At 41.0% G+C, this 26,737-nt stretch carries 19 protein-coding genes; 8 read left to right on the forward strand and 11 right to left on the reverse strand.

Features of this window, described 5'->3' with window-relative positions; genetic code table 11:
• Positions 1-610: 610 nt before the first annotated feature.
• From WA338_RS00500 to purN, 4 genes are all read right to left on the reverse strand, one after another.
• Positions 611-2,509 (reverse strand): amidophosphoribosyltransferase, encoded by a 1,899-nt coding sequence (locus tag WA338_RS00500; protein ID WP_009778409.1) that lies wholly within the window; start codon positions 2,507-2,509, stop codon positions 611-613.
• Between the two features lie 54 nt (positions 2,510-2,563).
• Positions 2,564-3,487, reverse strand: coding sequence for a PfkB family carbohydrate kinase (locus tag WA338_RS00505; RefSeq protein WP_009778410.1), 924 nt, complete (start codon positions 3,485-3,487; stop codon positions 2,564-2,566).
• 145 nt (positions 3,488-3,632) lie between these two features.
• Positions 3,633-4,268 (reverse strand): ribonuclease H1 domain-containing protein, encoded by a 636-nt coding sequence (locus WA338_RS00510; protein ID WP_009778411.1) that lies wholly within the window; start codon positions 4,266-4,268, stop codon positions 3,633-3,635.
• Positions 4,269-4,324: 56 nt separating this feature from the next.
• Positions 4,325-4,894, reverse strand: coding sequence for a phosphoribosylglycinamide formyltransferase (gene purN / locus WA338_RS00515; protein ID WP_009778412.1), 570 nt, complete (start codon positions 4,892-4,894; stop codon positions 4,325-4,327).
• A gap of 178 nt (positions 4,895-5,072) precedes the next feature.
• Here purN and WA338_RS00520 point away from each other — a divergent pair, with 178 nt between their 5' ends.
• From WA338_RS00520 to pyk, 5 genes are all read left to right on the forward strand, one after another.
• Positions 5,073-5,306 (forward strand): acyl carrier protein, encoded by a 234-nt coding sequence (locus WA338_RS00520; RefSeq protein ID WP_009778413.1) that lies wholly within the window; start codon positions 5,073-5,075, stop codon positions 5,304-5,306.
• Positions 5,307-5,325: 19 nt separating this feature from the next.
• Positions 5,326-6,579: a beta-ketoacyl-ACP synthase II gene (fabF, locus tag WA338_RS00525; protein WP_009778414.1), complete on the forward strand. Its 1,254-nt coding sequence runs from the start codon at positions 5,326-5,328 to the stop codon at positions 6,577-6,579.
• Positions 6,580-6,589: 10 nt separating this feature from the next.
• The gene (gene rnc / locus WA338_RS00530) at positions 6,590-7,336 is read left to right on the forward strand and encodes a ribonuclease III (protein ID WP_272987204.1); all 747 of its coding nucleotides are present in this window, start codon (positions 6,590-6,592) and stop codon (positions 7,334-7,336) included.
• Positions 7,337-7,432: 96 nt separating this feature from the next.
• Positions 7,433-7,921 (forward strand): IPExxxVDY family protein, encoded by a 489-nt coding sequence (locus WA338_RS00535; protein ID WP_009778416.1) that lies wholly within the window; start codon positions 7,433-7,435, stop codon positions 7,919-7,921.
• Positions 7,921-9,357 (forward strand): pyruvate kinase, encoded by a 1,437-nt coding sequence (pyk, locus tag WA338_RS00540; RefSeq protein WP_009778417.1) that lies wholly within the window; start codon positions 7,921-7,923, stop codon positions 9,355-9,357. Before WA338_RS00535 ends, pyk begins: the two co-directional genes overlap by 1 nt.
• 100 nt (positions 9,358-9,457) lie before the next feature.
• Here pyk and dinB read toward each other — a convergent pair whose 3' ends face one another.
• The gene (gene dinB, locus WA338_RS00545) at positions 9,458-10,561 is read right to left on the reverse strand and encodes a DNA polymerase IV (RefSeq protein ID WP_272987201.1); all 1,104 of its coding nucleotides are present in this window, start codon (positions 10,559-10,561) and stop codon (positions 9,458-9,460) included.
• Positions 10,562-10,671: 110 nt separating this feature from the next.
• On the opposite strand from dinB, the gene WA338_RS00550 reads away from it, so the two are divergent.
• From WA338_RS00550 to WA338_RS00560, 3 genes are read left to right on the forward strand one after another with little or no spacing between them, the layout of a single operon-like run.
• Entirely contained in the window at positions 10,672-11,331 is a 660-nt protein-coding gene (locus WA338_RS00550; RefSeq protein WP_272987199.1) for an NAD(P)H-binding protein, read from the forward strand.
• Positions 11,324-11,794 carry a CYTH domain-containing protein gene (locus tag WA338_RS00555; RefSeq protein ID WP_272987197.1) on the forward strand — a complete coding sequence of 157 codons (471 nt, stop codon included), beginning with the start codon at positions 11,324-11,326 and terminating at the stop codon, positions 11,792-11,794. The genes WA338_RS00550 and WA338_RS00555 overlap by 8 nt, the downstream gene beginning before the upstream one ends.
• Positions 11,785-12,282, forward strand: a complete 498-nt coding sequence (locus WA338_RS00560; RefSeq protein WP_272987196.1) for a YciI family protein — start codon at positions 11,785-11,787, stop codon at positions 12,280-12,282. Before WA338_RS00555 ends, WA338_RS00560 begins: the two co-directional genes overlap by 10 nt.
• A gap of 90 nt (positions 12,283-12,372) precedes the next feature.
• Here WA338_RS00560 and WA338_RS00565 read toward each other — a convergent pair whose 3' ends face one another.
• The 6 genes from WA338_RS00565 to WA338_RS00590 all read right to left on the reverse strand — a co-directional run bounded on the left by WA338_RS00565 (position 12,373) and on the right by WA338_RS00590 (position 26,618).
• Entirely contained in the window at positions 12,373-13,773 is a 1,401-nt protein-coding gene (locus WA338_RS00565; protein WP_272987194.1) for an efflux transporter outer membrane subunit, read from the reverse strand.
• 1 nt (position 13,774) lies between these two features.
• Positions 13,775-16,912: an efflux RND transporter permease subunit gene (locus WA338_RS00570; protein ID WP_273016879.1), complete on the reverse strand. Its 3,138-nt coding sequence runs from the start codon at positions 16,910-16,912 to the stop codon at positions 13,775-13,777.
• Positions 16,913-16,927: 15 nt separating this feature from the next.
• A complete protein-coding gene (locus WA338_RS00575) occupies positions 16,928-18,064 on the reverse strand; it encodes an efflux RND transporter periplasmic adaptor subunit (protein ID WP_009778424.1) in 1,137 nt (378 codons plus the stop codon).
• Positions 18,065-18,078: 14 nt separating this feature from the next.
• Positions 18,079-18,582: a GbsR/MarR family transcriptional regulator gene (locus WA338_RS00580; protein ID WP_009778425.1), complete on the reverse strand. Its 504-nt coding sequence runs from the start codon at positions 18,580-18,582 to the stop codon at positions 18,079-18,081.
• Between the two features lie 91 nt (positions 18,583-18,673).
• Positions 18,674-21,040 carry a penicillin-binding protein 1C gene (gene pbpC, locus WA338_RS00585; RefSeq protein WP_040532437.1) on the reverse strand — a complete coding sequence of 789 codons (2,367 nt, stop codon included), beginning with the start codon at positions 21,038-21,040 and terminating at the stop codon, positions 18,674-18,676.
• Positions 21,041-21,044: 4 nt separating this feature from the next.
• Positions 21,045-26,618, reverse strand: coding sequence for an MG2 domain-containing protein (locus WA338_RS00590; protein WP_009778427.1), 5,574 nt, complete (start codon positions 26,616-26,618; stop codon positions 21,045-21,047).
• Positions 26,619-26,737 lie beyond the last annotated feature (119 nt).

A 26,737-nucleotide genomic window follows, 5' to 3' on the forward strand; every position in this document is an offset into this window, starting at 1 on the left:
CCTGTTTGCCGACAAAGGCAGGCCCATAAAGCATTGTTTGAAAACGAATTTTCAATTTCGAAGCAGGCCTTGGAGTATTAAACCCTTTGGCGGTGCCCAAAAAAGGTGGGAAACCCGTGGTTGAAGAAACGGCTCGCGGCGTGTTTTAGCTCTGTTTTTCAGTGTATATTTTGAAGAATTATCAGTAGCGACTAGTGTTTGTAAACCTGCTCGCCACCCCGATTTGATGCAAGTAAACAATCTTAGGGAAAAACCATGAAGCATTGCTTGAAAACGAACTTTCTATTTCGAGGGATGCCTTGGAGTATTGAACACTTTGGTTACCAAAAAAGGTGGAAAACCCGTGATTGAAGAAACGGCTCGCGGCCTGTTTTAGCTCTGTTTTTTCAGTGTGTATTTTGAAGAATTATCAGTAGCGATTAGTGCTTCTAAACCTGCTCGCCACCCCGATTTGATGCAAATAAAAAAGGTGGAAAAAATCCACCTTTTTTGCCCCAAATCTACCATGAACTTAACCTACTTATGTTATGGCAGATACTAAAGTATTACTTCTCTCCAACCGAAACCAATCTTTTAGATAAAGTGCGGAATTATTAGTTGAAGCGTCTTTTTAATAAGCTCTCTTTAAATTTCCTTCTACATAATTGATAAAAGCACGGTTTACAACACGATTTCCACCAACGGTAGGGTAATCACCGGTGAAGTACCAGTCTCCCAAATTCTTAGGACAAGCCTTGTGTAAATCACTCACTTTTTGATAAATCACACTTACCTCAGGCTTGATAGTTTCATCTTTTAAAAGCTCGGCAATTTTATTTGAAATTTCTTCGTCTGTAAAAGGTTCGTAAATCTCTTTAACGTAGTTGATCACATCAACATCTTCAAAGTCGATCTGGCTTACACATTTCTCATAAACCTGATTGATGATCTCTTCTTTGCCGTTTTCTTTAAGCAGATCAATGGCAGCTCTAAAGGCAATAAAATCTTGAAGTTTTGCCATATCAATTCCGTAGCAATCCGGATAACGAATTTGCGGTGCAGAAGAAACTACTACGATCTTCTTAGGATTAAGACGAGAAAGCATTTTTATGATACTCTTCTTAAGCGTAGTACCGCGTACGATACTGTCGTCTATAATTACAAGATTATCAGATTCTTTAACCACACCATAAGTCACATCATAAACGTGTGCAACCAGATCATCTCTACTGCTGTCCTCGGTAATGAAAGTACGTAGTTTTACATCTTTTATCGCAATTTTTTCGGTGCGTAATTTTTTAGACAGAATGGCTTCAAGACCTGCTTCATCCAATTCATTTCTGCGCTCTAGGATCTCTGTTGCTTTTTGCTTATCAAGTTCAGCTTGTGCAGCTTCAACCATACCGTAGAATGAAGTTTCAGCGGTATTAGGAATATAACTAAACACACTATTCTGCGTGTCATGATCGATATGCTTAAGTACTTCAGGCATTAACAACCTACCCAATTCTTTACGCTCTTGATAGATTTCGGCATCGCTTCCTCGAGAGAAATAGATGCGTTCAAAAGAACAGGCTTTACGCTCGTGCGGCTCCTGAATTTTTTCGATAGAAGTTTTTCCGCTCTTCTTGATGATCATCGCGTGCCCGGGATCGAGTTCCTGCACATCTTCAAACTTGGCATTAAAAACCGTTTGAATCACAGGGCGCTCGCTCGCAACAACGACAACTTCGTCGTCTTTATAATAATAGGCCGGGCGAATACCTGAAGGATCTCGCAACACAAATGCATCTCCGTGACCTAAAAGACCAGCCATCGCATAACCGCCATCCCAATCTTTAGAAGCTTTCTTTAATATTTTGGCAATATTCAAGCGCTCTGCGATTTGCGGAGAAGCTTCAAATTTTGAAAAACCTTCTTTCTTTAATTTCTTATAAATCTTAGCAACAGCATCGTCAAGAAAATGACCAATCTTTTCCATTACGGTGATGGTATCGGCCTTCTCTTTTGGGTGCTGACCTAGCTCTACAAGCTTATTAAAAAGCTTAAAAACATTGGTCATGTTAAAGTTACCCGCAACGATAAGGTTACGATGCATCCAGTTATTTTGACGCAAGAATGGGTGTACACTTTCTACACTGTTTTTACCAAAAGTACCGTAGCGCACGTGACCTAGTAAGAGTTCGCCAACATAAGGAACGTGACGTTTTTGTAAAGCGACATCATCAGCATACTCAGGGTTTTCTAACAGAACCTGGTTAATTCTTGAATTAATTTGAGCAAAAATATCTTGTATAGGCTGTTGTGCGATAGAACGTTGTCTGCTTATATAGCGCTCACCCGGTTCCATATCTAATTTAATGCTGGCAAAACCCGCACCATCCTGACCACGGTTGTGCTGTTTTTCCATCATTAAATACATCTTGTTTACACCATAAAATGCGGTGCCGTATTTTTCTTTATAATACTCCAGGGGTTTAAGAAGACGTATTACCGAAATTCCACATTCATGCTTAATTGCATCACTCATAGCTTATTCTAATGTTTGCGCCCCCTTCTGGTTAAGAAGAGGGCGCGCGTTGTTTTATAGGTCTAAATTAAATTGCGTTAAGGCTTTAAATTTCAGCAAACGCTTTTCGATTTCTTCGGGTTTTAAATTTTGCATACGCTCTGTACCAAATTTTTCTACACAAAACGATGCGAGGTTTGAGCCGTGAATGATGGCCCTTTTCATATTTTCAAAAGAAAGATCTCCCGTGCTGGTTAAATAACCGGCAAAGCCACCGGCAAAAGTGTCGCCTGCTCCGGTTGGGTCAAAAACTTCTTCAAGAGGTAGGGCGGGTGCAAAAAAGACTTTGTCGTCCTCAAATAATAAAGCACCGTGTTCTCCTTTTTTAATAACCACAAAACGAGGTCCCATCGCTGAGATTTTTTGAGCCGCAGTTACTAATGAATATTCGCCGCTCAGTTGGCGTGCCTCTTCGTCATTAATTGTGATCACGTCAACCTTTGCAATAACCTTTTTAAGATCTTCCAGAGCACTGTCCATCCAGAAATTCATGGTGTCAAGAATTGCCAGTTTGGGCTTTTTATTCATTTGATCCAAAACAGAAAGCTGCACAAGCGGGTGTAAGTTACCCAACATTACGATTTCGGCATCTTTGTAAGCTTCAGGAACGATCGGATTGAAATCGGCTAAGGTGTTGAGCTCGGTAATCAAGGTATCTCTAGAGTTGAGATCGTTGTGGTAACGCCCTTTCCAAAAAAAGGTTTTTCCATCTTTTACGACTTCGAGCCCTTCCATATTAATACCTCTGCTTTTGAGCAAGTCAATATATTCCTCAGGAAAATCTGATCCTACTACTGAAACAATAGCTTGATCAACATCAAAATTAGAGGCGGCCAGACCTATAAAGGTTCCTGCTCCACCAAGAATTTTCCCGGTTTTTCCAAACGGAGATTCAATTTCATCAAAGGCACACGTGCCTACAATTACCAGTTTATGCATCCAAAAATTTTATGCAAATATACAGTTTTGATAATGCAATTTTAAACAATGGTCGTTAGAGTGTTTCTAAACTTACGTAAGGCTTTATAAAAGGAAAGGCGATCAATAATTAATTGATCGTGAGCTGTTTTTGTGAAGGTAAGAATTATTTTCTACCAAAATCTGCCGGAATTTCTCCCCAGGCTTTCGTTTCCCATTTAACGATCACCGTCTTGTAGGTGTTGTTTTGAAGCCAGTTTTCGGCACGACGCACTAAGTCATACACGTCTTTGTTTTTTGAATTTTCGGTAAGCTTAGTATTGCATTTTTTCTTTTTTACCCAGCCAATAGCGATGCGCGAATCTGAATAAATAATGCGATCGCTGTTTTTTTGTTTTAAGAGTGCAAGACCGTGAACGAGGGCGAGAAACTCACCTATATTATTAGTCCCTTGTTTAAAAGGACCTTGATGAAAAAGTTGTTTCCCGGTTTGCGTGTCAACACCTCGATATTCCATAATGCCCGGATTACCAGAACTTGCTGCGTCTACCGAAATTGAATACAGATTGGGTTCGCCGTATTTCTGTTTTTCTTCAGCAGTTAATGTCTTTTTCTTTTTTGAAGTTCCTTTTACATCCTTGTAGTCTTTATTATAAGCAGCTTTAGCTTCAGGAAAGGTTGGGAAAGATTTGTATTGCGCCCCTGCAAAGCCATCAATCATTGCTTTGCAATCTTTCCAAGAGGTGTAAATGCCGGGCTTTTTGCCTTGCCAGACCACATAAAATTTCTCTTTCTTCGCCATAAATAATCAATCTCTTTCATTTCCGCGAAGGCGGGAATCCCTTCAACATTATATGTCTATTGCTTTTCTAGAATCTCTGCGATCACACGCGGAAAATGCTCATATTCCAACTCGTGAATTTTTGCCGCCAAACTATCTGGGGTTTCGTCAGACTCTAATTGTGTTTTAGCCTGAAAAAGGATCGTTCCTTTATCATATTCTGAAGTGACTTCGTGAATGGTGATGCCCGATTCTTTTTCGCCGGCGGCTACCACAGCTTTGTGCACGTTAGCACCATACATTCCTTTTCCGCCATAGGCTGGTAGTAAAGCCGGGTGAATGTTGATGATCTTACCGGGATAGGCTTCAATGATGTTTTGTGGGAATAGCCATAAGAAACCGGCCAACACGATCAAGTCGGGCTGTGTTGCCTTGACAAGATTTAACACTTGATCGGTATCATAAAAAGCGCTTCGGTTAAAACTGAAGGCGCTAATTTTAAGATTATTTGCACGTTCTAAGACTTTTGCCGTGTTTTTGTTGCTTAAAATTTGAACAACTTGCGCATCTTTTCGGTCTTGAAAAAACTCGGTGATTTGTTGTGCATTAGAGCCGCTTCCTGAAGCAAAAATTACAATTCGTTTCATATATACTAAGGTGTTGCGAGACTACAAAGCAACGCATTATTATTGTTTTAAATGTGCAGTTTTGGTTTAAAGTTCAAGAGGAAATGATTAAATTAACGACACATTTTAGATAGGTAATGTGGTAAAACGGTAAAGTTTGCTATTTTTGCCTCCTAATTAAAATTAAAAATTAAATATTATGTCAGACATTGCATCAAGAGTAAAAGCCATCATCGTAGATAAACTTGGCGTTGATGAGAACGAGGTTGTTGCAGAAGCGAGCTTCACAAACGACCTAGGAGCAGACTCGTTAGATACAGTTGAGCTTATTATGGAGTTTGAAAAAGAATTTGATATTCAGATTCCAGACGACCAGGCAGAAAATATCGCGACTGTAGGTCAAGCTATTTCCTACATAGAAGAAGCAAAGTAAGAAGAAAGCAAATTACCATATGGAGTTAAAGCGAGTTGTAGTAACAGGTCTTGGTGCGCTTACGCCAATCGGAAACAATATTGAAGAATATTGGGAAGGATTGAGTACAGGTAAAAGCGGCTGTGCACCTATTACTTATTTTGACGCAGAGAAGTTTAAAACCAAATTCGCTTGTGAGCTCAAAAATTTTAACGCACAAGACTATTTTGACAGAAAGGAAGCCCGTAAACTAGATCGCTTTGCACAATATGCATTAGTGTCATCTGACCAGGCTATCAAAGATGCAGGAATAGATCTTGATGTTGTTGATAAATTTAGAGTTGGTGTAATTTGGGGAGCCGGAATCGGCGGCTTAGAAACTTTTCAGGACGAAGTAATAAACTTTGCCGAAGGTGATGGTACTCCTAGATTTAATCCCTTCTTTATTCCTAAAATGATCGCAGATATTGCCCCGGGTAATATCTCTATCAAACATGGTTTTATGGGGCCAAACTACACTACAGTATCTGCTTGCGCATCTTCTGCTAATGCGTTGATCGATGCTTTAAACTATATACGTTTAGGTCATTGTGATATCATAGTTACAGGAGGAAGTGAAGCTGCGGTTACCAAAGCAGGGATGGGCGGTTTTAATGCAATGCATGCCTTATCTACTCGCAATGATGATCCGGCAACGGCTTCAAGACCATTTGATGCTACACGAGACGGTTTTGTTTTAGGTGAAGGTGCAGGAGCGCTTATTCTTGAAGAGTATGAGCACGCAAAAGCACGTGGCGCTAAAATTTATGCTGAAGTTGTAGGTGGCGGTATGTCTAGTGATGCACATCATATGACAGCTCCACATCCTGATGGGATAGGTGTAGAACGTGTGATGCTTAATTGCTTGCGCGATGCAAATATCAAGCCTGAAGAAGTAGATGCGATCAATACGCACGGTACCTCAACTCCGTTGGGCGATGTGGCTGAGCTTAAAGCTATAACCAAAGTATTTGGTGAGCACGCAAAAGATATTAATATCAATTCAACAAAGTCGATGACCGGGCACTTGCTTGGTGCTGCAGGTGCTATTGAAGCAATTGCTTCGATCCTTGCGATGGAGCACAGTCTTGTACCGCCTACCATCAATCATACTACTGTTGATGAGAATATTGATAGTTCTTTAAATCTTACGCTCAACAAAGCACAAAAGCGTGAGGTTAATGTAGCGATGAGCAACACCTTTGGTTTTGGAGGTCACAATGCTTGTGTCTTATTTAAAAAGTATAGCGAATAATCTCAGTTAGATGAGTGTAATTCGCAACATATTTACTTCCCGTCCTGAAAAGGGCGGGAATTTTTTTGTTACTGTCAAAAAAATAATCGGTTTTAAGCCCATCAATATTACGCATTACGAAGAAGCCTTCACCCACAGGTCTATGGCCTTACAAGATAAAAATGGTAATGCCTTTAATTATGAGCGCTTGGAGTTTTTAGGAGATGCGATGCTGGGAGCTGTGATTGCTGCATATCTCTTTGACGAAGTAGGTAAAGGTGACGAAGGCTATTTGACAAAGATGCGCTCTAAGGTGGTAAGCCGGGAGCATCTTAACGAGCTGGGTAGAGACCTTGGGTTGCTCGGTTTAGTTAAATCGGCCATACCTAAAGAGAATTTTGGGGCAAACATTCACGGTAATCTTTTTGAAGCTCTGGTAGGTGCGATATATCAAGACAGAGGATATAGGTATGCGCGTAAGTTTATCAACAAACGCGTAATTGATCCTTATGTAGATATTGAAAAGTTAGAAGGCCGTGTAATAAGTTATAAAAGTTTGCTTATCGAATGGTGTCAAAAGGAAAAGCGACTCTTTGATTTTGATACTTATGAAGATTCTGGGCAGGATGTGGTGCGCCATTTTTCGGTGCGCTTATCTATAGATGGTAAGCAAGTGGCCAAGGCACGAGCAACCTCAAAAAAGAAAGCAGAAGAGAAGGCAGCGAAGCGCGCCTACTATGTATTTCAGAATAAAATAGATGTACATCGTTTTAACTAAATTGTTTTAGGTAGACTGTCGTTTTTACATTTAGATAAAGCTAAAGCCTAAGGGAATCTCTTATAGTTTGACTATATTTAACGCTTATTTAAGAAGATGGCAGCACTTAAGCTAGTATTGGATGATGCGTTTGATTATGATTTCAGTTTAATCGCGCTACACTGCTCTTTAGAGAGCTATCGTCTGGCTTTTATGATTAATAAATATGCTCATTTGAGATTAAAACGGGCCAAGGATATTGACTTTTATAACGACCAGCATAAGTTTAGCTTTGCTTCGTATAAATTTGAAGATCAAAAAAAATATCAAACCTATACGTTGTTAAGTAATAAATATAAAATGAGATACAAACAAGTACAGCTGGGTAGTGACTTGTTTGCAGAGGCAGATTCAGAACACTTCAAGACGCTCAACTTAGTTCCTGAAGTAAAGAATGCCGATTTTCTTTTAAAGATTGAAAGTGATAACGGAATATCTCCCAAGCTAGCACTGTTACCACACCTAAACCTAATACCACAAATAATTACCGCTTACGAAGTAGATGTAAGCACCATAAAGTCTAAACAAAATTTAATTTTTGAATAATGTCAAACACTAAGAAAACTAAAATTGTTGCTACACTTGGACCTGCGACCAGTAAGAAGGAAGTCCTTCACAATATGATCAAAGCAGGCGTAGATGTATTTCGAATCAATTTTTCGCACGCAGATTATGACGCAGTTAAAGAGCGTATAGATATGATACGCAGCCTCAGCGAAGAGTTTGGATACAACACCGCAATTTTAGCAGATTTACAAGGTCCTAAACTGCGAGTAGGGATTATGAAGGATGAGGTTGTAGTTAATCCGGGAGATAAGATTGTTTTTTCTACAAAAGAGGAATTTGAAGGCACCAAGGAGCGTGTTTATATGAACTACGAGCATTTTCCTCGCGACGTTAATAAAGGAGAGCGCATTCTTCTTGATGATGGTAAATTGATTTTTGAGGTTTTAAAAACCGATAATGAGAACGAAGTTGAAACTGTTGTAATTCAAGGAGGACCGTTAAAGTCTAGAAAAGGTGTAAACCTTCCTAATACCAATATTTCGCTTCCTGCACTTACTGAAAAAGATATCGAAGATGCAATTTTTGCAATCAAGCAAAATGTAGACTGGATCGCACTTTCATTTGTTCGTCACGAAGGTGATTTGATTCAACTTCAGGATTTAATCAAAGAGCATTCAGCGCATAAAATTCCGATCATTTCTAAGATCGAAAAGCCTGAAGCTGTACAAAATATCGATAAGATCGTTGCCTATAGTGATGGGTTAATGGTTGCCCGTGGAGACCTTGGAGTAGAAGTTCCTGCAGAAGAGGTTCCACTTATTCAAAAGCAATTGGTTCTTTCTGCAAAAAAAGCACGCATCCCTGTAATCATTGCAACTCAAATGATGGAAACGATGATCGATAGCTTAACGCCAACACGTGCAGAGGTGAATGACGTGGCAAACTCTGTAATGGACGGTGCAGATGCGGTTATGCTTAGTGGCGAGACTTCAGTAGGTAAATATCCTGTGCAGGTGATTGAGCGTATGGCCTCTATCTTGGCTAAGGTAGAAGATTCTCCATTGATCAAAGTGCCTCAAACACCACCTCACATTCGTACAAAGCGCTATATCACAAAGTCTATTTGTTATCACGCGGCGCTTATGGCAAATGATATCGATGCAAAAGCGATCACCACACTTACAAATAGTGGTTATACAGCATTTCAAATTTCAGCTTGGAGACCTAATGCGCATATCTTAGTCTTTACTTCAAACCGAAATATCTTAAGTCAGCTTAATTTACTTTGGGGTGTTAAAGCATTCTATTACGACAAGTTTGTTTCTACAGATGAAACCGTGCGTGACGTAAATCGTATCGCTCGTGATAGCGGATACCTAAATATTGGTGATATGGTAATTAGCCTTGCGGCGATGCCAATCAGCGAGAAAGGAATGGTAAACACATTAAGAGTACGCGAGATACAAGGAAATTAATACTTCCTGATCTCTAAAAACTTTAAAAGCTCTTTCCCTAACGGAAGGAGCTTTTTTTATTGGCATTCCTAAAAGGAATAATATCCGAAAATAATTTATGCTAAAATTCAAACTTGAGCTGTACTACGATTTCCTTTTTTTCAGAAGGTTTCTCGCGTTTATCTTCAGTGTTTAGATTGGCTAAAGTAATCCCTAGCAGCCGCACACTGTTTTCCATCTTTTCTTGGTACAAAAGCTCTTTTGCAGTCTCATAGATCACTTCTTTAGATCTGATGTAATAGGGTAGTGTTTTGCTTCGTGTTTTGAGCGTAAAGTCGCTGTATTTGATTTTAAGTGTTACTGTTTTTCCGGCAACATTAGATTTTTTGAGGCGGCGTTCTATTTCTTCAGCGATATTTTCCAGACGTTCGAGCATAAAGATTTCCGAAGAAATATTTTCACTAAAGGTGCGCTCGGCGCCTAATGATTTTCTGATGCGATGCGGTTTGACTTCACTGAGGTGAATTCCGCGCACCACGTTGTAATAATGATTACCGCTTTTACCGAATTTCTCCTGCAAAAATTCGAGACTTTTACTTTTAAGATCATTTCCGGTAAAAATACCCAGTTGATACATTTTCTCTGCAGTCACCTTACCTACACCGTAAAACTTTCTAATGTCTAAAGCTTCTAAAAACGGAAGTACTTCCTCTGGATTGACGGTTTTTTGTCCGTTGGGTTTGTTGACATCACTGGCAACTTTAGCAATAAACTTGTTTATAGAAATTCCAGCTGAAGCATTGAGCCCTGTTTTTTCTTTGATTTTAGCACGTATCTCTTTTGCGATCAGCGTGGCGCTGGGATTTCCTTTTTTATTTTCGGTAACATCCAGATAAGCTTCATCAAGGGAGAGCGGTTCTACAAGATCTGTATATTCGTGAAACACCTCACGTATTTGCGCACTGATCTCACGGTAGCGATCAAAACGTGTTTTTACAAAAATAAGGTCAGGACAAAGTTTACGTGCGAGTGCTCCCGCCATCGCACTTCGCACACCAAATTTACGCGCCTCGTAGCTTGCAGCACTTACAACACCACGTTCAGACCCGCCGCCTACGGCAACAGGTTTCCCGCGCAACTCAGGATTGTCGAGTTGCTCTACAGAAGCGTAAAACGCGTCCATATCTACGTGAATGATCTTTCTATTTTTGAGAGGAGCTTCCATCAATTCTGCAAATTTAACTACAAATCTTCAGCCAAACTGCTCGGGCATTTGATACTTATAGAAATAAAGAATCATATCGTAACTTGTATATTCATTTATACTTATAAACTTTGAAAAAGACAGCAATAATTCTTGGGATTACCGGCGTGACGGGAAGCTTGCTTGCAAAACATTTATTTGATGATGAACGTTTTGAAAAAGTAATAAGCTTTCATAGACGTCAATCGGGCTTACAGCATCCTAAACTTGAGGAGCATGTTATAGATATGTTTGAATTAGAAAAACAGCAAGAAGGGTTTAAGGCTGATGTTGTTTTTTGCTGTGTGGGCACGACACAATCCAAAACCAGCGATAGGGAGACCTATAAAAAAATTGACTACGGAATTCCACTTGCCGCGGCAAAGCTTTGTGTGACCAACGATATCAAGCACTTAATTGTTATTTCGGCAATGGGAGCAGACCCTGAGAGTCGGGTCTTTTACAACAAAGTCAAAGGCGAGATGGAACGTGATGTTTTAGCCATAAAACCCAATGACACGTACTTCTTAGAACCTGCATTACTTGCCGCAGACCGAGAAGAAAAACGAACGGCAGAGAAGATCGGGATTGCGGTTTTTAAGGTTTTGAATCCGTTTTTGATTGGTCCTTTAAAAAAGTTTAGAAGTATTAAACCTGAAGCCTTGGTGAAAACGATGTTATATTTGACCTTTAATACTTATGAGGATGCACGTATTCCTTCAGATGAAATTCAAAAACTAGCTGATGCTTGAGATCGAACGTAAATTTTTAGTAAAAAATGATGCTTTCAAGGCGGAAGCATTTCGTGAAAACGAGATAAAACAAGGCTATCTCAATAGTAGTCCTGAGCGTGCCGTACGTGTGCGTCTAAAGGATGACTCGGGCTTTTTAACCATAAAAGGAAAGTCTGATGCAAGTGGAACAACACGTTTTGAGTGGGAAAAGCAAATAAGCCGCGAAGAGGCCGAAGCCTTACTCAAACTCAGTGAACCCGGAATGATTTCAAAAATAAGGTATGAGGTTAAGGCAGGAGCTCATATTTATGAGGTAGACGAATTTTTTGAGGATAATGAAGGTTTGATTCTTGCTGAAATAGAGCTTCAATCGGCCACCGAAGATTTTGAGAAACCAGTCTGGTTGGGCGAAGAAGTAACAGGAGATCATCGTTATTACAACTCACAACTCAGTAAAAAACCATTTAAATTATGGAAGTAAAATCACTACTTAAAATAGGTCTGTTGAGCGTATTCTTATGGGCTTGTAAAGAGGAAAAAACCGAAGAAGAACTTCCGGTTTTACGAGAAGAAAACAGCAAAACAGTTTCAGAAATACAAGCCGAACTTGAAGAAGCAGGGTATTTGACCATGAATTATGTTGATGAAGCGACTAAAGACACTGTGATTATGCAGCAGTACTTTATTGCTTTTTTAAAGCGTGGTTCTAATCGGGATCAACCTAAGGAAGTTGCAGATAGTCTTCAAAAACTACATTTGGAACACCTAGGCCGAATGTACGATCTAGGATACGCCGATATTTCTGGTCCATTTGGTGATGACGGTGATATACGAGGGATTACAATTTACAATACGCCTACACAGCACCTGGCAGATAGCTTGGCAAACCTTGATCCTATGGTTAAAGCAGGAAGGCTAGCGATCGAGATTCATCCATGGTGGGCGGCAAAAGGTTTTCCGCTACGGTAGGAAACTATTTGTGTGATACCAATAAAAAATCCGAAGTACTATAGTGCACTTCGGATTTTTTTCAATTTAGGAATGAAAGGTGCGATGCTTTTACTGCCAGCCTCCGCCTAAGGCTTCATAAAGATCAACTACAGATTGCAATTGAGTTAATCTGGTGTTGATGAGGTCCAGGCTTGAGTTTAGTGCGTTCTCCCGAGCTGTAAGCACCTCTAAATAGTTGGCAAGACCGTTATCTAAAAGCTCTTCAGAATATTCGGTTGCTGTGTTGTACGACTCAAATTCTTTACGTTTAACATCAAGTTTTTCGGTAGCCGCTTCATAGGTGTATAACGCGTCAGAAACCTCTCTAGAAGCTGTTAACAAGGCTTGTTTAAATTGTAAACGCGCTTGCTCTTGCTGGGCTTGTGCAACTTCGTATTGCGTTTTGATAGACCTTCTATTAAAAATAGGTTGTGTAAGTCCACCAATTATGGTTGCAAAAAGGGAATTGGTGTCAAACAATTCGTCTATTTGCAGCGCTTGTAAACCTCCGGAAGCACTTAGCGTAAGCGACGGGTAAAAGTTACTTCTGGCTACATTTGTCAATTCAAAAGCATTGATCAAAGCAAATTCTGAAGCTCTCACATCCGGTCTGTTTACGAGCAGTTGAGCAGGAACACCAGTTTTTAAAGAAGTTTCGATTTCCTGATTGCGTAAACCGTCACGTTCTATTGCACCGGGTTGCTGTCCCAGTAAAATCGAAAAGCTGTTTTCTAACAAGCGTATCTCGTTGATCAAATCGATGCGTAATGCTTGTGCAGTGTATAATTGCGCTTCGGTTTGTTTTACACCAACTTCTGTTACATTTCCTGCTTCTTTTAAAGCTTTGGTAGTTTCTAAACTACTGCTGCGCGTCTCGATGGTTTCTTCGGTTACTCTCAGCTGTTCGTCTAAAGCCAAAAGCTGGTAATACGAAGAAGCGATCATCGCTACAAGCTGGGTTTTAACCGCTTTGTGGGCTTCAACAGTTTGTAAATACTGTGCGCCAAAGGCCCGCTTATTACTTCTTATTTTTCCCCAGATATCAGCTTCCCAAGACAAGCTTGCACTCAGTTCATATTGATCAAGAGAAGAGAATAAACCTCCAAACTGACTGTTTGAAGAAAGCTCTTGATGCGTCATCTGTGCAGTTGCATCAAGCGTAGGGAAATACCCAGCTTTACCCTGTTTAAAATAGGCTTCAGCAGCCAGGATCTGTTGTAAGGCTACGCGAATGTCTATGTTGTTCTCAAGACCGGTTTCAATATGTTCTTGTAAAATGGGATCAGAAAATAATTCTCTCCAAGATACCACAGCCATATTGATACTGTCTTGTTCAATAGCATCGGTGCGATAATAGGTTTCGTCAATAAGTTCTTGAGGTCGCTCATATTCCTTAGCTGCGAAGCACGAGGCCAGCAACAAAGGAACAGCGCCTAGTATGAATATTCTATATATGAGTTGCTTTTTCATCTTAATGCGTTTCTTCGGTTTGAGTTGGAGTTCCTGAAATTTTCTCTTGTAGATACTGGAACATAATGTAAAGTATAGGTATTGCAAACACACCTAGAATTGTTCCGATGAGCAAGCCTCCTACAGCTCCCGTACCAATAGAGCGGTTACCGGCAGCACCTACACCAGTTGCTAGTACAAGTGGCATAAGCCCAAGAATAAAAGCAAAAGAGGTCATCAAAATAGGTCGTAAACGTGCTTTTGCTCCGTCTATGGCAGCATCTACGATAGACTCCCCATTTTTACGGCGTTGGATGGCAAATTCTACGATCAGAATGGCGTTTTTAGCCAGAAGCCCCACCAGCATTATGAGTGCGATCTGGAAGTAAATATTGTTCTCAAGCCCCATAACCTTAGTAGTAAAAAAGGCTCCAAAAATACCTAACGGAAGCGATAAGATCACTGCTAAAGGAAGCAGATAACTCTCATATTGTGCCGAAAGTAAGAAGTAAACAAAAACCACACACAGTAGGAAAATAACCACCGTCTGGCTTCCGGCATTTACTTCTTCACGGGTTAGTCCTGAATACGCAATGTCATAATTGTTAGCCAGTTTTGCTGCTTCGGCCTCCACAATAGAAATACCATCACCCGAGCTATAACCAGGGTTCATAGAAACATTAACTTTTGTAGAATTGAATAAGTTGAAACGCGTTACTGCCTGCGGACCATAAACACGCTCAAAGCTTACATATTCACTCAACGGAGACATATTACCATCGCTGGTGCGTATGAACATCGAGTTGATATCATCGGTATCTGCGCGGTAATCAGGATATGCCTGAATATACACGCGGTATTGCTTACCAAACCTAGAGAAGTCAGCAGCATAAATACCACCTATATATCCCTGAAGCGAAGAGAAAATGTCATCAATAGCAACCCCGGTTTGTTTTGCCAAAGGCACATTAATATCCAGTTGATATTGAGGATACCTGGTATTGAATGAAGATTGAGCATATTGAACTTCTGGGTGTGCCATAATGTTACCCATAAATTCTTGATTGGCTTGATCTAAATCTGTAATTGAACCACTAGCACGGTCGAGTAGGTTTACTTCAACACCAGAAGAAATACTAAATCCGGGTATACTTGGCGGTGCAAAGAAAATGATATTAGCATCAGGAAATCCTGCAGCTATGCCAAACAGCTTTGCGGTAATCGCATCAACCGAAAGAGAATCTGCTTCACGTTCTGAGAAGTCTTTCAATTTGATAAACCCAAGGGCATTGTTGCTACCTTGACCACTAATTAAACCTCTACCTGCTACCGTGTTTGCAGCTTCAACACCCGGAAGATCTTTGATTTGCTCGTAAAGCGCTGTTATGGCCTCATTGGTACGGTCAAGTGAAGAACCCGGCGCAAGAGATAAATCAATAAATAAAACCCCACGATCTTCATTAGGGACAAATCCCGTACGTGTAGTCGTTGCAGACCAATAAATACCTACACCGGCTAAGATGAGCATAGCAAAAGTAATCCACTTTCTCTTGTATAAGAAGGTCAATGATTTACCGTAATGCTCTATGGTTGCATTAAATCCTTTATTGAATTTATCATAAAAGCGTTGTAAGAAGCTTTTCTTTTCTTTAGTTTCTTTCTCGTCGTGGGCTTTTAAGAACAGTGCACATAAAGCCGGACTTAAAGTAAGCGCGTTCACCGCTGAAATTACGATGGAGACAATAAGAGTAATACCAAATTGCTCATAAAATACTCCCGTAGGTCCCGTAATAAAGGTTACCGGAATAAATACTGCGGCCATTACTAAGGTGATCGAGATGATCGCACCAGAGATCTCGTGCATCGCGGTTATTGTAGCGCTTTTTGCACTTTTTGCACCTTCGTCAATTTTCGCGTGTACCGCTTCAACAACTACAATGGCATCATCAACCACAATACCAATTGCCAGTACAAGTGCAAAAAGGGTAAGTAAGTTTATAGAATACCCAAATAAATTGAGGAAGAAGAACGTACCCACAATAGAAACCGGTACTGCGATGGCAGGGATCAATGTAGATCTAAAGTCTTGAAGGAAAATAAATACTACGATAAAAACCAGGATAAAGGCTTCGATAAGGGTGTGCACCACTTTTTCTATTGAAGCTTCAAGAAACTCATTGGTATTGTAAGGGATAAAAATCTCTACACCTTCCGGAAGTCCGGCTTCGATCGTTTCAAGTTCTTCCATTACCGTTTCAATGATCTCCTGCGCGTTTGAACCTTTGGTTTGATAAACGGCAAAAGTCACACTAGGATATCCTTTGGTTTGTGAACTCGCTGCATACGATTGTGCGTCAAGCTGAATATCTGCAATATCTTTCAGTCTTAAAAATTGTCCGTTTTCAAGAGCTTTGATGATGATATCTTCATACTGTCCTTCCTCTTTATATCTACCGGGATATTTGATGGTATATGAAAAAGTTTCACCATTATTCTGTCCTAAAGTACCTGCAGCCGCTTCTAAACTTTGTTCATTGAGAGCAGCAGCAACATCACTTGGTACAAGATTGTATGCCTTGAGACGATCTGGCTTTAACCAGATACGCATCGCATAATCTTGTTGAGAGAATACGTTAACATCTCCCACACCGTTAATACGTTTAAAAGCAGGAACAACATTGATGTTTAGATAGTTGTTTAAGAAGGTAGCATCGTACTCCGGATTTTTAGAGTACATAGACAAGAACATTAATGATCCTGTTTGACGCTTTTGAGTAACAACACCCGCTTGGGTAACCTCCTGCGGAAGTAATGGATTTGCAAGAGCAACTCTGTTTTGTACGTTAACCGCATCAATATCAGGGTCTGTATCCTGATCAAAGTATACTGTGATCTCGGCAGTACCATTATTGGTTGCGGTAGAAGTAATATAACTCATTCCTTCTACCCCGTTAATCTGTTCTTCGATTGGTATGATTACACTCTCCAGAATCGTTTCGGCACTGGCACCGGTATAATTTGCAGTTACCTGTACGGTAGGCGGTGCTATATCAGGATATTGCTCTACCGGTAAGGTGGTAAGTCCTAGCACTCCCAAAATCACTATGATGATAGAGATTACGGTAGAAAGTACTGGTCTTTCTATAAAAGTCTTTAACATGATTTCGGTTTCTGTTTATTGAAATATTTGTTTAGCAGGTTTTGCTATGCTGTCAAAAGGAACCTCATTGGGTTGGATCGTAGTCCCGGGGCGCACTTTATTAGCACCTTTAGCAATGATTTTATCGCCGGGTTCAACACCAGACGCTACAACATAAAGGTTGCCTATAGTAGCACGAGGAATGATCTCAGTAGTCTGCGCTTTATTGTTGCTGTCAACTTTATAGGCTATTATTTTTCCTTGTTGCTCAAAAGTTGAATTAAGAGGGACTACAGGAACTTCGCTATATACATTAGGTATTTTTAAAGTACCACTGTTACCGTTAGTAATAAGTTGATTAGGATTATCAAAAATTGCTCTAAAGCTTACTGTACCTGTTGTACGATCTACTTGAGCAGTTACGGTTTCAATTTTTCCTTTGTGTTCATATTCTTTTCCATTAGCAAGAATAAGAACAACTTCCGGGAAGTTTTCGATTTTTTCCTGAAGCGATGAACCTTCAGTTTTTTGAATAAAATTGAGGTATTCAGATTCATTCATAGAGAAGAATGCATACACTTGTTCGATATCTGCAACGGTAGTCAAAGGTGTGGTGTCTGAAGGACCAACGAGGGCTCCTTCACGATAAGGAATTGCACCTACATAACCGTCTACCGGACTTTTCACAGTCGCATAACTGATGTTTGCCGCGATACTTTCATAACTACTTTTGGCTTGCTCCAATTGTGCTTTTGCGGTTTCTAACTGTACACTACTAATGATGTTTTTTTCTACGAGCGGCTTAAGTTTGTCAACCTCTACCTGAGCAGCATTCACATTAGCACGAGCAGCATTTGCATCTTGTGTTAAGGATTGTGTTTCTAGCTTAAAAAGCGGCTGTCCTTTACGTACTTTAGCTCCTTCATCTACGAGCACATCAGAGATATAGCCTTGTATTTTTGCACGCACACCACTATTTACAATACCTTCTATACTTGCGGGATACGAGCTGTAGCCTGTAAGGGTTTGTTGAGGTATGCTTATCACAGGTAATTGCTGTACTTGTTGTGCTTGCCCTTGAGCCTCACCAGATGACTTGTCGTCTCCACAGGAGGTAAAAACAAGAACTCCCAGTAGGGCGGGAACGAGATAGTTAAATATTCTTTTTTTCATGGTTGAGGGTTTATTTATTGTTTGTGTTTTTCTAAGAGTCTTTCGCGTATGCGCTTTATAGAGTCACTAGCCTGTTCTAAGTAGTTGAGATAATCCAAGTGAAACTCAAGATCAAAATGCTGGTCTGCATTTTCAGGCTCGATGTGATTTATTTTTTCTTTATAGTTCATAATGGCGATGTGCAGATGCTTTTCTTTTTCCCACGTATCAAGCATTTCACCCATACTGAGGATCATGCTTTTAGGGTTCATTATGAAATACTTCTTGCGATCGCCGCAAACTGTATAATATGTGATCTTTTTAAGATGCTGTAAATTGGTCAGGTGTGTCGAAACAGTGCTTTTACTTGCTTGAAGATTATTAACCAGTTCGTCAAATGTGCATCCATTTTTACCGGTTAATATTAAGGTAGATAGAATTCTGGCTGCCAAAGGAGGAATATTATCCTTCTTCTCAATATGCACACCCAGGCGTTCAATTAATATATGTTTCTCTTCATTTAGTGCTTCCAACTCCATATCTAGATCATTTGAAGCGACAAAATTACGGTTGGTTCGGAAAATACCGAACTAAACAGAATTTAAAGTTTTGTTAAATGAAAAGTTAAATCTAGGCAGGCCCTATTTCTAACGTTTGCGCCTGCGTGTTGCCTTGGGCGTCTGTTGCAGAAATCCTGTATTTACCGGGCTTGAGGGCTAGAGATAGTTCGTGGAAAGTAGTTGTAAGCCCGATGTAAGTACCATCTAAATACCAATAAACCGTCGTGTCTGCATCGCGATGTGCAAGTTTGAAAACCACCTCTTGTTCCCCGTCAAAATCTTCAGGAATTAAAATTTGTTCTCCTTTTTTGGGATAGATAAATTCCATCAATTGGGTGTCCTCACTATAACAACCCGATGCAAATGGAGGCATTGATTTGTATTCAGGATGCTGCGGCGCATAATAATATTCCCAAACCGTTGGAAGCGTAAACCAAGAGGTCGAGACCATATCGGCTAAAGGATAACAATTGGCATTTACACGCAAATTGCGCTCTTTATTTAGAAATATGGGTTTGTGATATGTACAAGCAGATGTGCGTATTCCTTTTTTAGGAATCCATGCTGTGTGTGTTTTGGGACAATGTAAACCGGCTAAAGTTCCGCTTTGCGAACAAATACTTGCTTCGGTAAGTTCATCATACGGCATTTCAAACCAAGAGGATTGCGGCAATAGGTTAAGTACATTAAACAGTATGGGTGCTGCAGCTTCAATACCTGTAATTCCGGGCCGGCCCTCACCATCTGCATTACCAACCCAGACGCCAATGGCATACGAACCCGTTACACCTACCGCCCAAGCATCTTTAAAACCATAACTGGTGCCGGTTTTCCAAGCAATGGGTTGTGCATCGGTAAAGAATTCCCAGTTTTCTGAACCTTGAGGTCGGTTAACTTCTTGTAAAGCCAGCATCGTTTCATAGATCGCTCCGGCATCAAAAACTTCGGGATGCTGTACGGGAGTTCCTAAATTGTAAGTGTTTTTTTCTGTATAGATGGGTTGCTTAAAGGCTTGCTGCGGATATTCGCTAGACGTACGATTAAAAAAATTGAGTGTCGCTGCCATACCTGCGTAGGCATTGGTTAACTCCCAAAGGTTGCTTTCTGCTCCACCCAGAATTAAGGATAAGCCATAATAATCTGCCGATTTGTTGATGGCCTTAAACTGAAGCTGATGCAGGTTGTTATAAAATTTTTGAAGTCCGTATTGCTGCAATAAGTGCACAGCGGGTACATTGAGTGAGCGAGCCAGAGCTTCTGAAGCCGGTACTGCGCCTTGAAAACTTCGATCAAAATTTTGTGGTGCATATCCACTAATGCTCGTAGGTACATCAGGAACTAAGCTATGCGGTAATAAGTCTCCATTACCCATAAGCGCGGCATACAAGAAGGGTTTAAGCGTGCTGCCGGTGCTGCGATTACTTTGAATGATGTCAACATAATTGGCATGTTCTGCAGTGGTAGGCGCGTTACCTACATAACCCAAAACCTTTCTGGAATTTACATCAAGAACCAAAATTGCAAGGTTATGAATCTGGTTTTGCTTCAGCTGAAAATGAGCCTCTTCAGCAATTTGATTCATTCGTTTTTGCAGGTTATAATCAATAGTGCTGGTAATTGATTTTCCTGTTTGTTCGCGTGCTAAACGTTCAGTGAAATGCGGTGTCACGTCAGGCAAGTCTAAGGGTTTACCGGGAAGATCTTCAGCGATAGCAAGTTCATAGGTTGTTTGATCAATAGACTTCTCCTCTTTTAGCTTCTTAAGTAGGCGATTTCTTTTCGCTTTAAAAATAGCTTCATTTTTCCCGGGAAAAACTAAAGATGGAGCATTGGGTAATACCGCCAAGGCTGCAGCTTGCCCCCAGCTGAGTTCTTGCGCAGGGATTCCGAAATACCGCCAGCTTGCACTTTCTAAACCAACTACATTTCCGCCAAAGGGCGCGTGCGAGGCATAAAGTTTTAGAATCTCATCTTTACTATAACCGGCTTCTAGTCTGGTGGCAAGAAAGGTTTCAATAAGTTTTTCAAGATAGGTTCGATTGGGATTGTCTCTTGAAAGACGTATCACTTGTTGGGTCAATGTGCTGCCGCCACGACGGCTTTCTTTGGTAAGATTTGACCATAACGCCTTGCTCATCGCCACCGGATTAAAACCCGGATGCTTATAAAAATAGGCGTCCTCAAAAGCTATGATGCAGGTTTTAAACCGTTCTGGTACTTCGTCTACCTCTGGGAAACGCCACTGGCCGTCACTGGCAATACGGGCGCCCAGCAATGCACCAGTGCTACCGCTGACCACAGTGGCTGTGGGTTTGTTGAATAAGGTCCTAGGTAAACTGAAGCACCAGACCAAAACGACAAGAAGCAAAACACCTAGAACAATCTTATGGCGTTTGAGCCTTTTTAATAGTGATAGCCTAAGCGTTTTGTTCAGCATTGATCTATTGTTCTACGGTGATCCACTGGCCTTTTGTACGCGCAAAATAGGTATGATCATACATAGCTTCAACTTGGGTACCCGGCAAATAATAGGTGCCTAAGAAGGAGGTGTTGAGGTCTACTTCAAAAGTGCGGGTTGTTTTCGGTTTCAGATCAAAGTAAAAATTAACACGGTCATCTCTAATATCTTTATAGCGCGCTGTACCCGAAGCACCACCATTTAAACTGGTGTAGCTCGTATTTACGATTTCCCATCCGCTGGGGAAAATTTGAGATAAAGCTACATTGTCAATCTGATTTTGAGAATTGTTAGTAACCGTGATTTTTGCCTTGATCGCCGTAGCCTTACGCAAGTTATTAACCGCTATGTTCTTGCCATTACCGTCTAGAAATTGTGTGTTTAGGATCAGGTTATTTTGACTAGCCAATTCTTCACCTAGCGGAAGTTTACCTTGCTGAATAAGGCTAACATACACCCGATTATCCTGAGTATTTTTCAAGGTTAGCACCTTTTGCTCTTCTGAAACATTAAGCGTTTTACGCAAGAAGCCATTTTCGGTAGTTAGTGCTGTTCCATCGAGCTGTACTGTGATGGCTTTTCCGCCATTGGCGATGAGCATTTTAGACAAGCTTAATAAGGCATAGGCGGTAGTTTGTGTACTGTGCCATTGTGACGAACCAAGATCTTTAGCAATACTGTTTGCTAATTCAAGTTGCCGCTTGTCATCAAGCAAAATCATCGTTTCTAGTGCCATCGCTTTGTTTCTCAAAACCGAACCATAGGTGTATTGCAATTCGCGTTTGGTGCTGAAATTAAGAGAAGCTTCACTTACCAATTGTTGTGCTACCTGCTTTTTACCCGCAAGAGCATAAGCTGCTGCTAAACGCCATCTGGAGTCGTTGTTCAGGTCACCGGATTCTCGTAGGCGGTTCATCGCGGCCAATTCGGGCTGACCGGCTAAGGCCAATGTGTAAAGGCGATAGGCCTGTGTTAAACTGCTGTTGTACGAGGTCGCCCCGTTGCGCCATTGTTTTGCTGCATTTTTTTGAAACGTCAGCCAGTTTGATAAAAATGTAATTGGAGGAGCATAACCTTGTTTTTGAGCTTCCAGAATAAAATGTCCTGCATAGTTGGTTGCCCAAGCATCAGATTCACGTTCACCGGGCCAGTAGCTCACGCTGCCAGAGGGATTTTGTAAAATACCTAAGCGGTCTATAGTAGCTTTAATATTGCTTATAGTTTCCTGTTTTTGCGCACTTTCCAAATTGAAAATAGCGCTTAAATATAGCTGAGGAAAGCCGCTTGATGTAGTTTGCTCAGCGCATCCGTAGGGATAATGAATTAAATACTGAAGACGTTTTGTAAAATCGATTTGCGGTAAGGTAGAAAGTTCTACCGTTGCACTATTTGTTCCCAAAACTCCAAAACCGGTATAATCTATCTGGAGTTCGGCATTGGGTTCTAAAGTGTAGTATGTTGCTTTCTGCGAAATAGGGTTCGGATTTTCAACATCAATTTCTACAGCATACGATGCTTTTTCTCCGGCTCCGCTGGCGGTGATTTCAAATTGCTGAGGTGTTTCTGCCGGAAGCACTTCAAATTCAAAATTCACAATTTGTTCACCGGGCTCGTTGAATGTGATCGTTTTTGATTTTGAACCAACAGCCTTAAGCGAATTGCTGCTTTCTATGGTAACCGTGGTTTGTTTTACCTTGTCTTCCATAGCAAAAACGGTCACCGGTAGCGTGAGCTTTTCTCCCGGAGCCAAGCGTCTCGGGATAGAGGCCAATACCATTAAAGGTTTACGCACGGGCGTTGTTTCTTGTGTGCTTCCGTAAGCGCCGGTGGCATTGTCACCCGCGATGAGCATAGTGCGCACCGATCCCACATAGTTAGGCATATGCAGTTTGTGCGTTGCTGTTGCTCCAGCGTTCAAATGAAACGGACCCAGATAGGTTACAACTGGTTTAAATCTATTTGCTTTTCGGTTTTTCGCTCCGGCGGCCATATCGCCACCTCCTATCGCATAAATATTGTCTACGCTACCCGAATAGGCGCCGATAACATAATCATAGATGTCAAAAGTTTTTACACCCAAAGCCTGGCGTTTGTAGAATGCCTTGTGAATATCAGGCGTGTTGAATCTTGTTAGATCAAGCAAACCTTCATCTACCACAGCGAGGGTGTAGGTCATTTCTTTTTGAGAAGCTTCACTTACGCGCACTGTGTAATCTGTTTCCGGTTTGAGTACTTCCGGCATTTTTAACTGCGGTTCAAGTAGGGTTTGAGGATCCTCAACCATAAGAGGTATTACACCATACAGGCGTATAGGGCGATTGTTTACTGTTTGCGCATGAGGCTGTAGCAGACTAATGTGCACATACACATTGGGAGCCATTGCCTGAGTAACAGGAATGCGCACGGTAGTTTCTTCATTAGTGGTTTTTACCCATTGTTTAGAAATCACTTCGGTTCCGCTTTCTATGCTGATTAATGCATTTCCGGCTGCTGCAGAAGGAAACTTGATTACTGCTTCTTCGCCTACCGTATAGTCTTCTTTATCTGAATTGAAAACAAGCATTTTTGCACTTTCAGCATTTGCTGTAGGTGCGTTGCTCCAATTGCGATAAAAATAGGTAATGAGGCCAGAGGCATGACCCGATTCTTTATCGATCACACGCAGCAAATAGCGGCCGCCCTCTTTTTCTGGAACATTGATTTTTGCAGTTGCTTTTCCGTTGTTGTTTGTAGTTACCTTAAAAGATTGCAAAGGTTTGTAAACCGAAGCATTCTCATAGCGCGAGAGGTTGTCGTAACCTCTGCTATACCACCAGCGCCATTCCATTTTAAACAGTTGTACCTCCAGTTTGCGATTAGGTGCGGGTTTTCCGTTTTCGGTGAGACTTACCAAATCAAAATTCACATCTTCATCGGTAAAATACGCATCGTATTTATGAGGTTCAGGAGCCTTAATTCCTGTAAAGTGCGCGTATGGAGCGATGGTTTTTGAAAACACATCTACCGAGAAATCTCCGCCGCCTTCAAAGACTTTGGTTAAAAAAGTAGCCTTTAGCATTCCCGGAGCTTTGTTGCTCAAATCAAGTTTCTGGTTGAAACTCAGTTTTCCTGAATTGTCTAAACTTTTATCTTTTAAAATCGGGAGTTCAACTTCAGAGAATTTGCGCACGGGATCTGTGAAGTCGTAGTTTTCATAATCTTTAAAGGCAGCAGCCGTACTGTTGAGTGTTGCGGTTACTTCTGCTTTAAGATTGCGGGCCGGTGTACCGTGTAACCACTGTGCGGTAAGGCTTCCGGATATGGGTTTTTGAGTAGATAGGGTTTCTGCATCAAAATCTAGATTTAATTTGAGGCGATTGGGTTTTACGGTAGCGACGCGCAAGGTTTTTGAAAACTGAACACCACCTACGGTGATGGTTGCATTCCAGTTTCCTGTAGGGTCTGTACTTGCAGTTGGAATCGGAAAATAGTAAAAACCGTGACTGCTTCCGCCAGAAACGTTCTTATTTGTAAGTGTTGAACTCAATAGCGTACGTTGCACGAGTTTTCCGCGGGCATCGGTTACCTCTAGTTTTACAGGATGTTCCTTAGGTAAAGGGTTTGCCTGGTCATTAAGAACAAAACTCAAATGAATGCTGTCGCCGGGACGATGCACGCCACGTTCGGTATAAATAAATCCGCGTAATCCTTTTTGTAACTGGGCTCCGCGAATATCAAAGTTACTTAGGGATAAGGCGTTCCCATCATCGAGTTTTGCATACGCAAAATTATTGCGCTGCTGCGCTACAACAAAGGCAGCTGTTTGATCACTTTTATAGGATGCGAGACCGTCGATGTCTGTTTTTAGGTCTTTGATGAGTTGCTGCTGATAGTTGTAAATTTTAATATCCACGCCAATCTCAGGCTCAGCTGTGAGCAAGTTGGTGGTGATAAAATCATAGGCGCCATTAGCCCCTTCTTTTACGATAAGCCCCAAGTCTGAACCTATAATATTAGTTTGTGCAAAACGCTCTTCGTTATAGTAGGCGGGATGGCACGGATTGTCTTCTTCCTCCCAGTTGTACACGCGCGTTCTCCACGAGTACAATTCGTTATCCCAATAGCGCTCTTCGCGTTCATCTTCTTCGACCCCGGTTCCGGTGTTATAATAATCTTCATAAGACTCTTCAAGGTAAATATCTTCTTTGCTTTGAGTAATTCCTTCTTCAGCATCAGGGCAAGGGAACAGACTATAGTCTTGATTAAAGCTCAGCTCAACGCGGTACATTGCTCCGGGATCGGCCTTAAATAATTCTGAAAGATCTACGGCATAAGCTTTCCATAAACCGGTTTGACCAATGCTGTTATTGATCAACGGAATGGTTTTTTTTGCGATGCGTCTGCCCACGCGTTTCAAATCATAGGTAGAAGTACTGTTGAGGTCAGAATCCTGAAGGTATTGCAGCATGTTGTCTTCAAAAATCTTGATGACACGCACATCAACAGCTGAAAGATTAACCGCTTCAAAGTAAATCGGCGTTTTCATCGAAGCAGGAAGAATGTTGCCTTTAGAGATCAAACGCACTTGAGGTTTTAACTGCTGAAAGGATATTTTTTGAGAATAGGTTGTGGGTAAAGCTTCGCCAAAGGCATTCTTTATTCCTTTATTGAGTGTGAGTGTCAGCTCGCCGGTTAAGGGCTGTCTGGGATAGATATTTAAAACATTGCCCTGAACCTCATAACGCAAATTAGATAGACTATCAAGCTGAACAAGTCCGTCAAAATTTTGTTCCATTTGAAGCGGGTCAGAAAAGTTGACGCTTACGGCCGTTTCCGGACTCAAAGTAGACACTACATCTACGAGTGTAAAATTGGCTTGACCCGGGATGTTGAGTGTGCTTTGACCTTGGGTAGCACTGGTAATACTCTCGCCATTCCAGGCGATACGTATTTGCGAATTCTCCTTTTTACGATGAATGCTGTCTATGGTAAAATTGAAAAAAGTGCCCTTGGTTTCTTCTGTGGGCCAATCAATATGAAGCGCCTTTCCTTCCTGAGAAGCGCTTACGAGTTGTTTTGCTTTTTCTGCAGCCACCCAATCTGAAGTTTCAATAGAGCCTGTTAAGTACTGCCACTCTTTACTATAAGATTGAAGGTTGCCTAAGTTTATCTTGAAGTTGGGTGTGATGGTTTTAAATCCGAAGGTGTAATTTTTAAACTCCGGGTCAATGTCTTCAAAAAAGCGGCTCAATTTTAAGGTTACAGTGTATTCGGTATCGGGGCGCAGGGCTTCTTCCGGCTTAAAAAGAAGCTGAGTTCCGTTTTCAATAAAAAAAGAACCTTCTGTTTTTGGATTAATGATCAGGTATTCTGAAGGTATTTCCTGAGTGGCTTCAAACTGAGAAGTGGGCTTGGCGAGGACTACGCGTATAGGATCTTCAATCGAAGCATTACCAAAGGTGTTGAAAGAAATATATTCTTTGAACTTAAAAATATTATCGGTTTTTGGATGCTTTTTGGTACAAGAGGAAAAAGCTAAAAAAGCAACAAGGTAGAGGAGGTAATATTCTTTTTTCATGAAACCTATTTTATTGAGAAACGCCACAATTACAAGCTAAATTGTAAAATACTTCTTTTCTTAATTTTTGACTAATGCTTTTCTTCTTTTTTGCTCATTTTTTGAGCTAAAATGCTTGT

It is taken from the genome of Leeuwenhoekiella sp. CH_XMU1409-2, assembly GCF_037029365.1.
Taxonomy (GTDB): Bacteria; Bacteroidota; Bacteroidia; order Flavobacteriales; family Flavobacteriaceae; genus Leeuwenhoekiella; species Leeuwenhoekiella blandensis.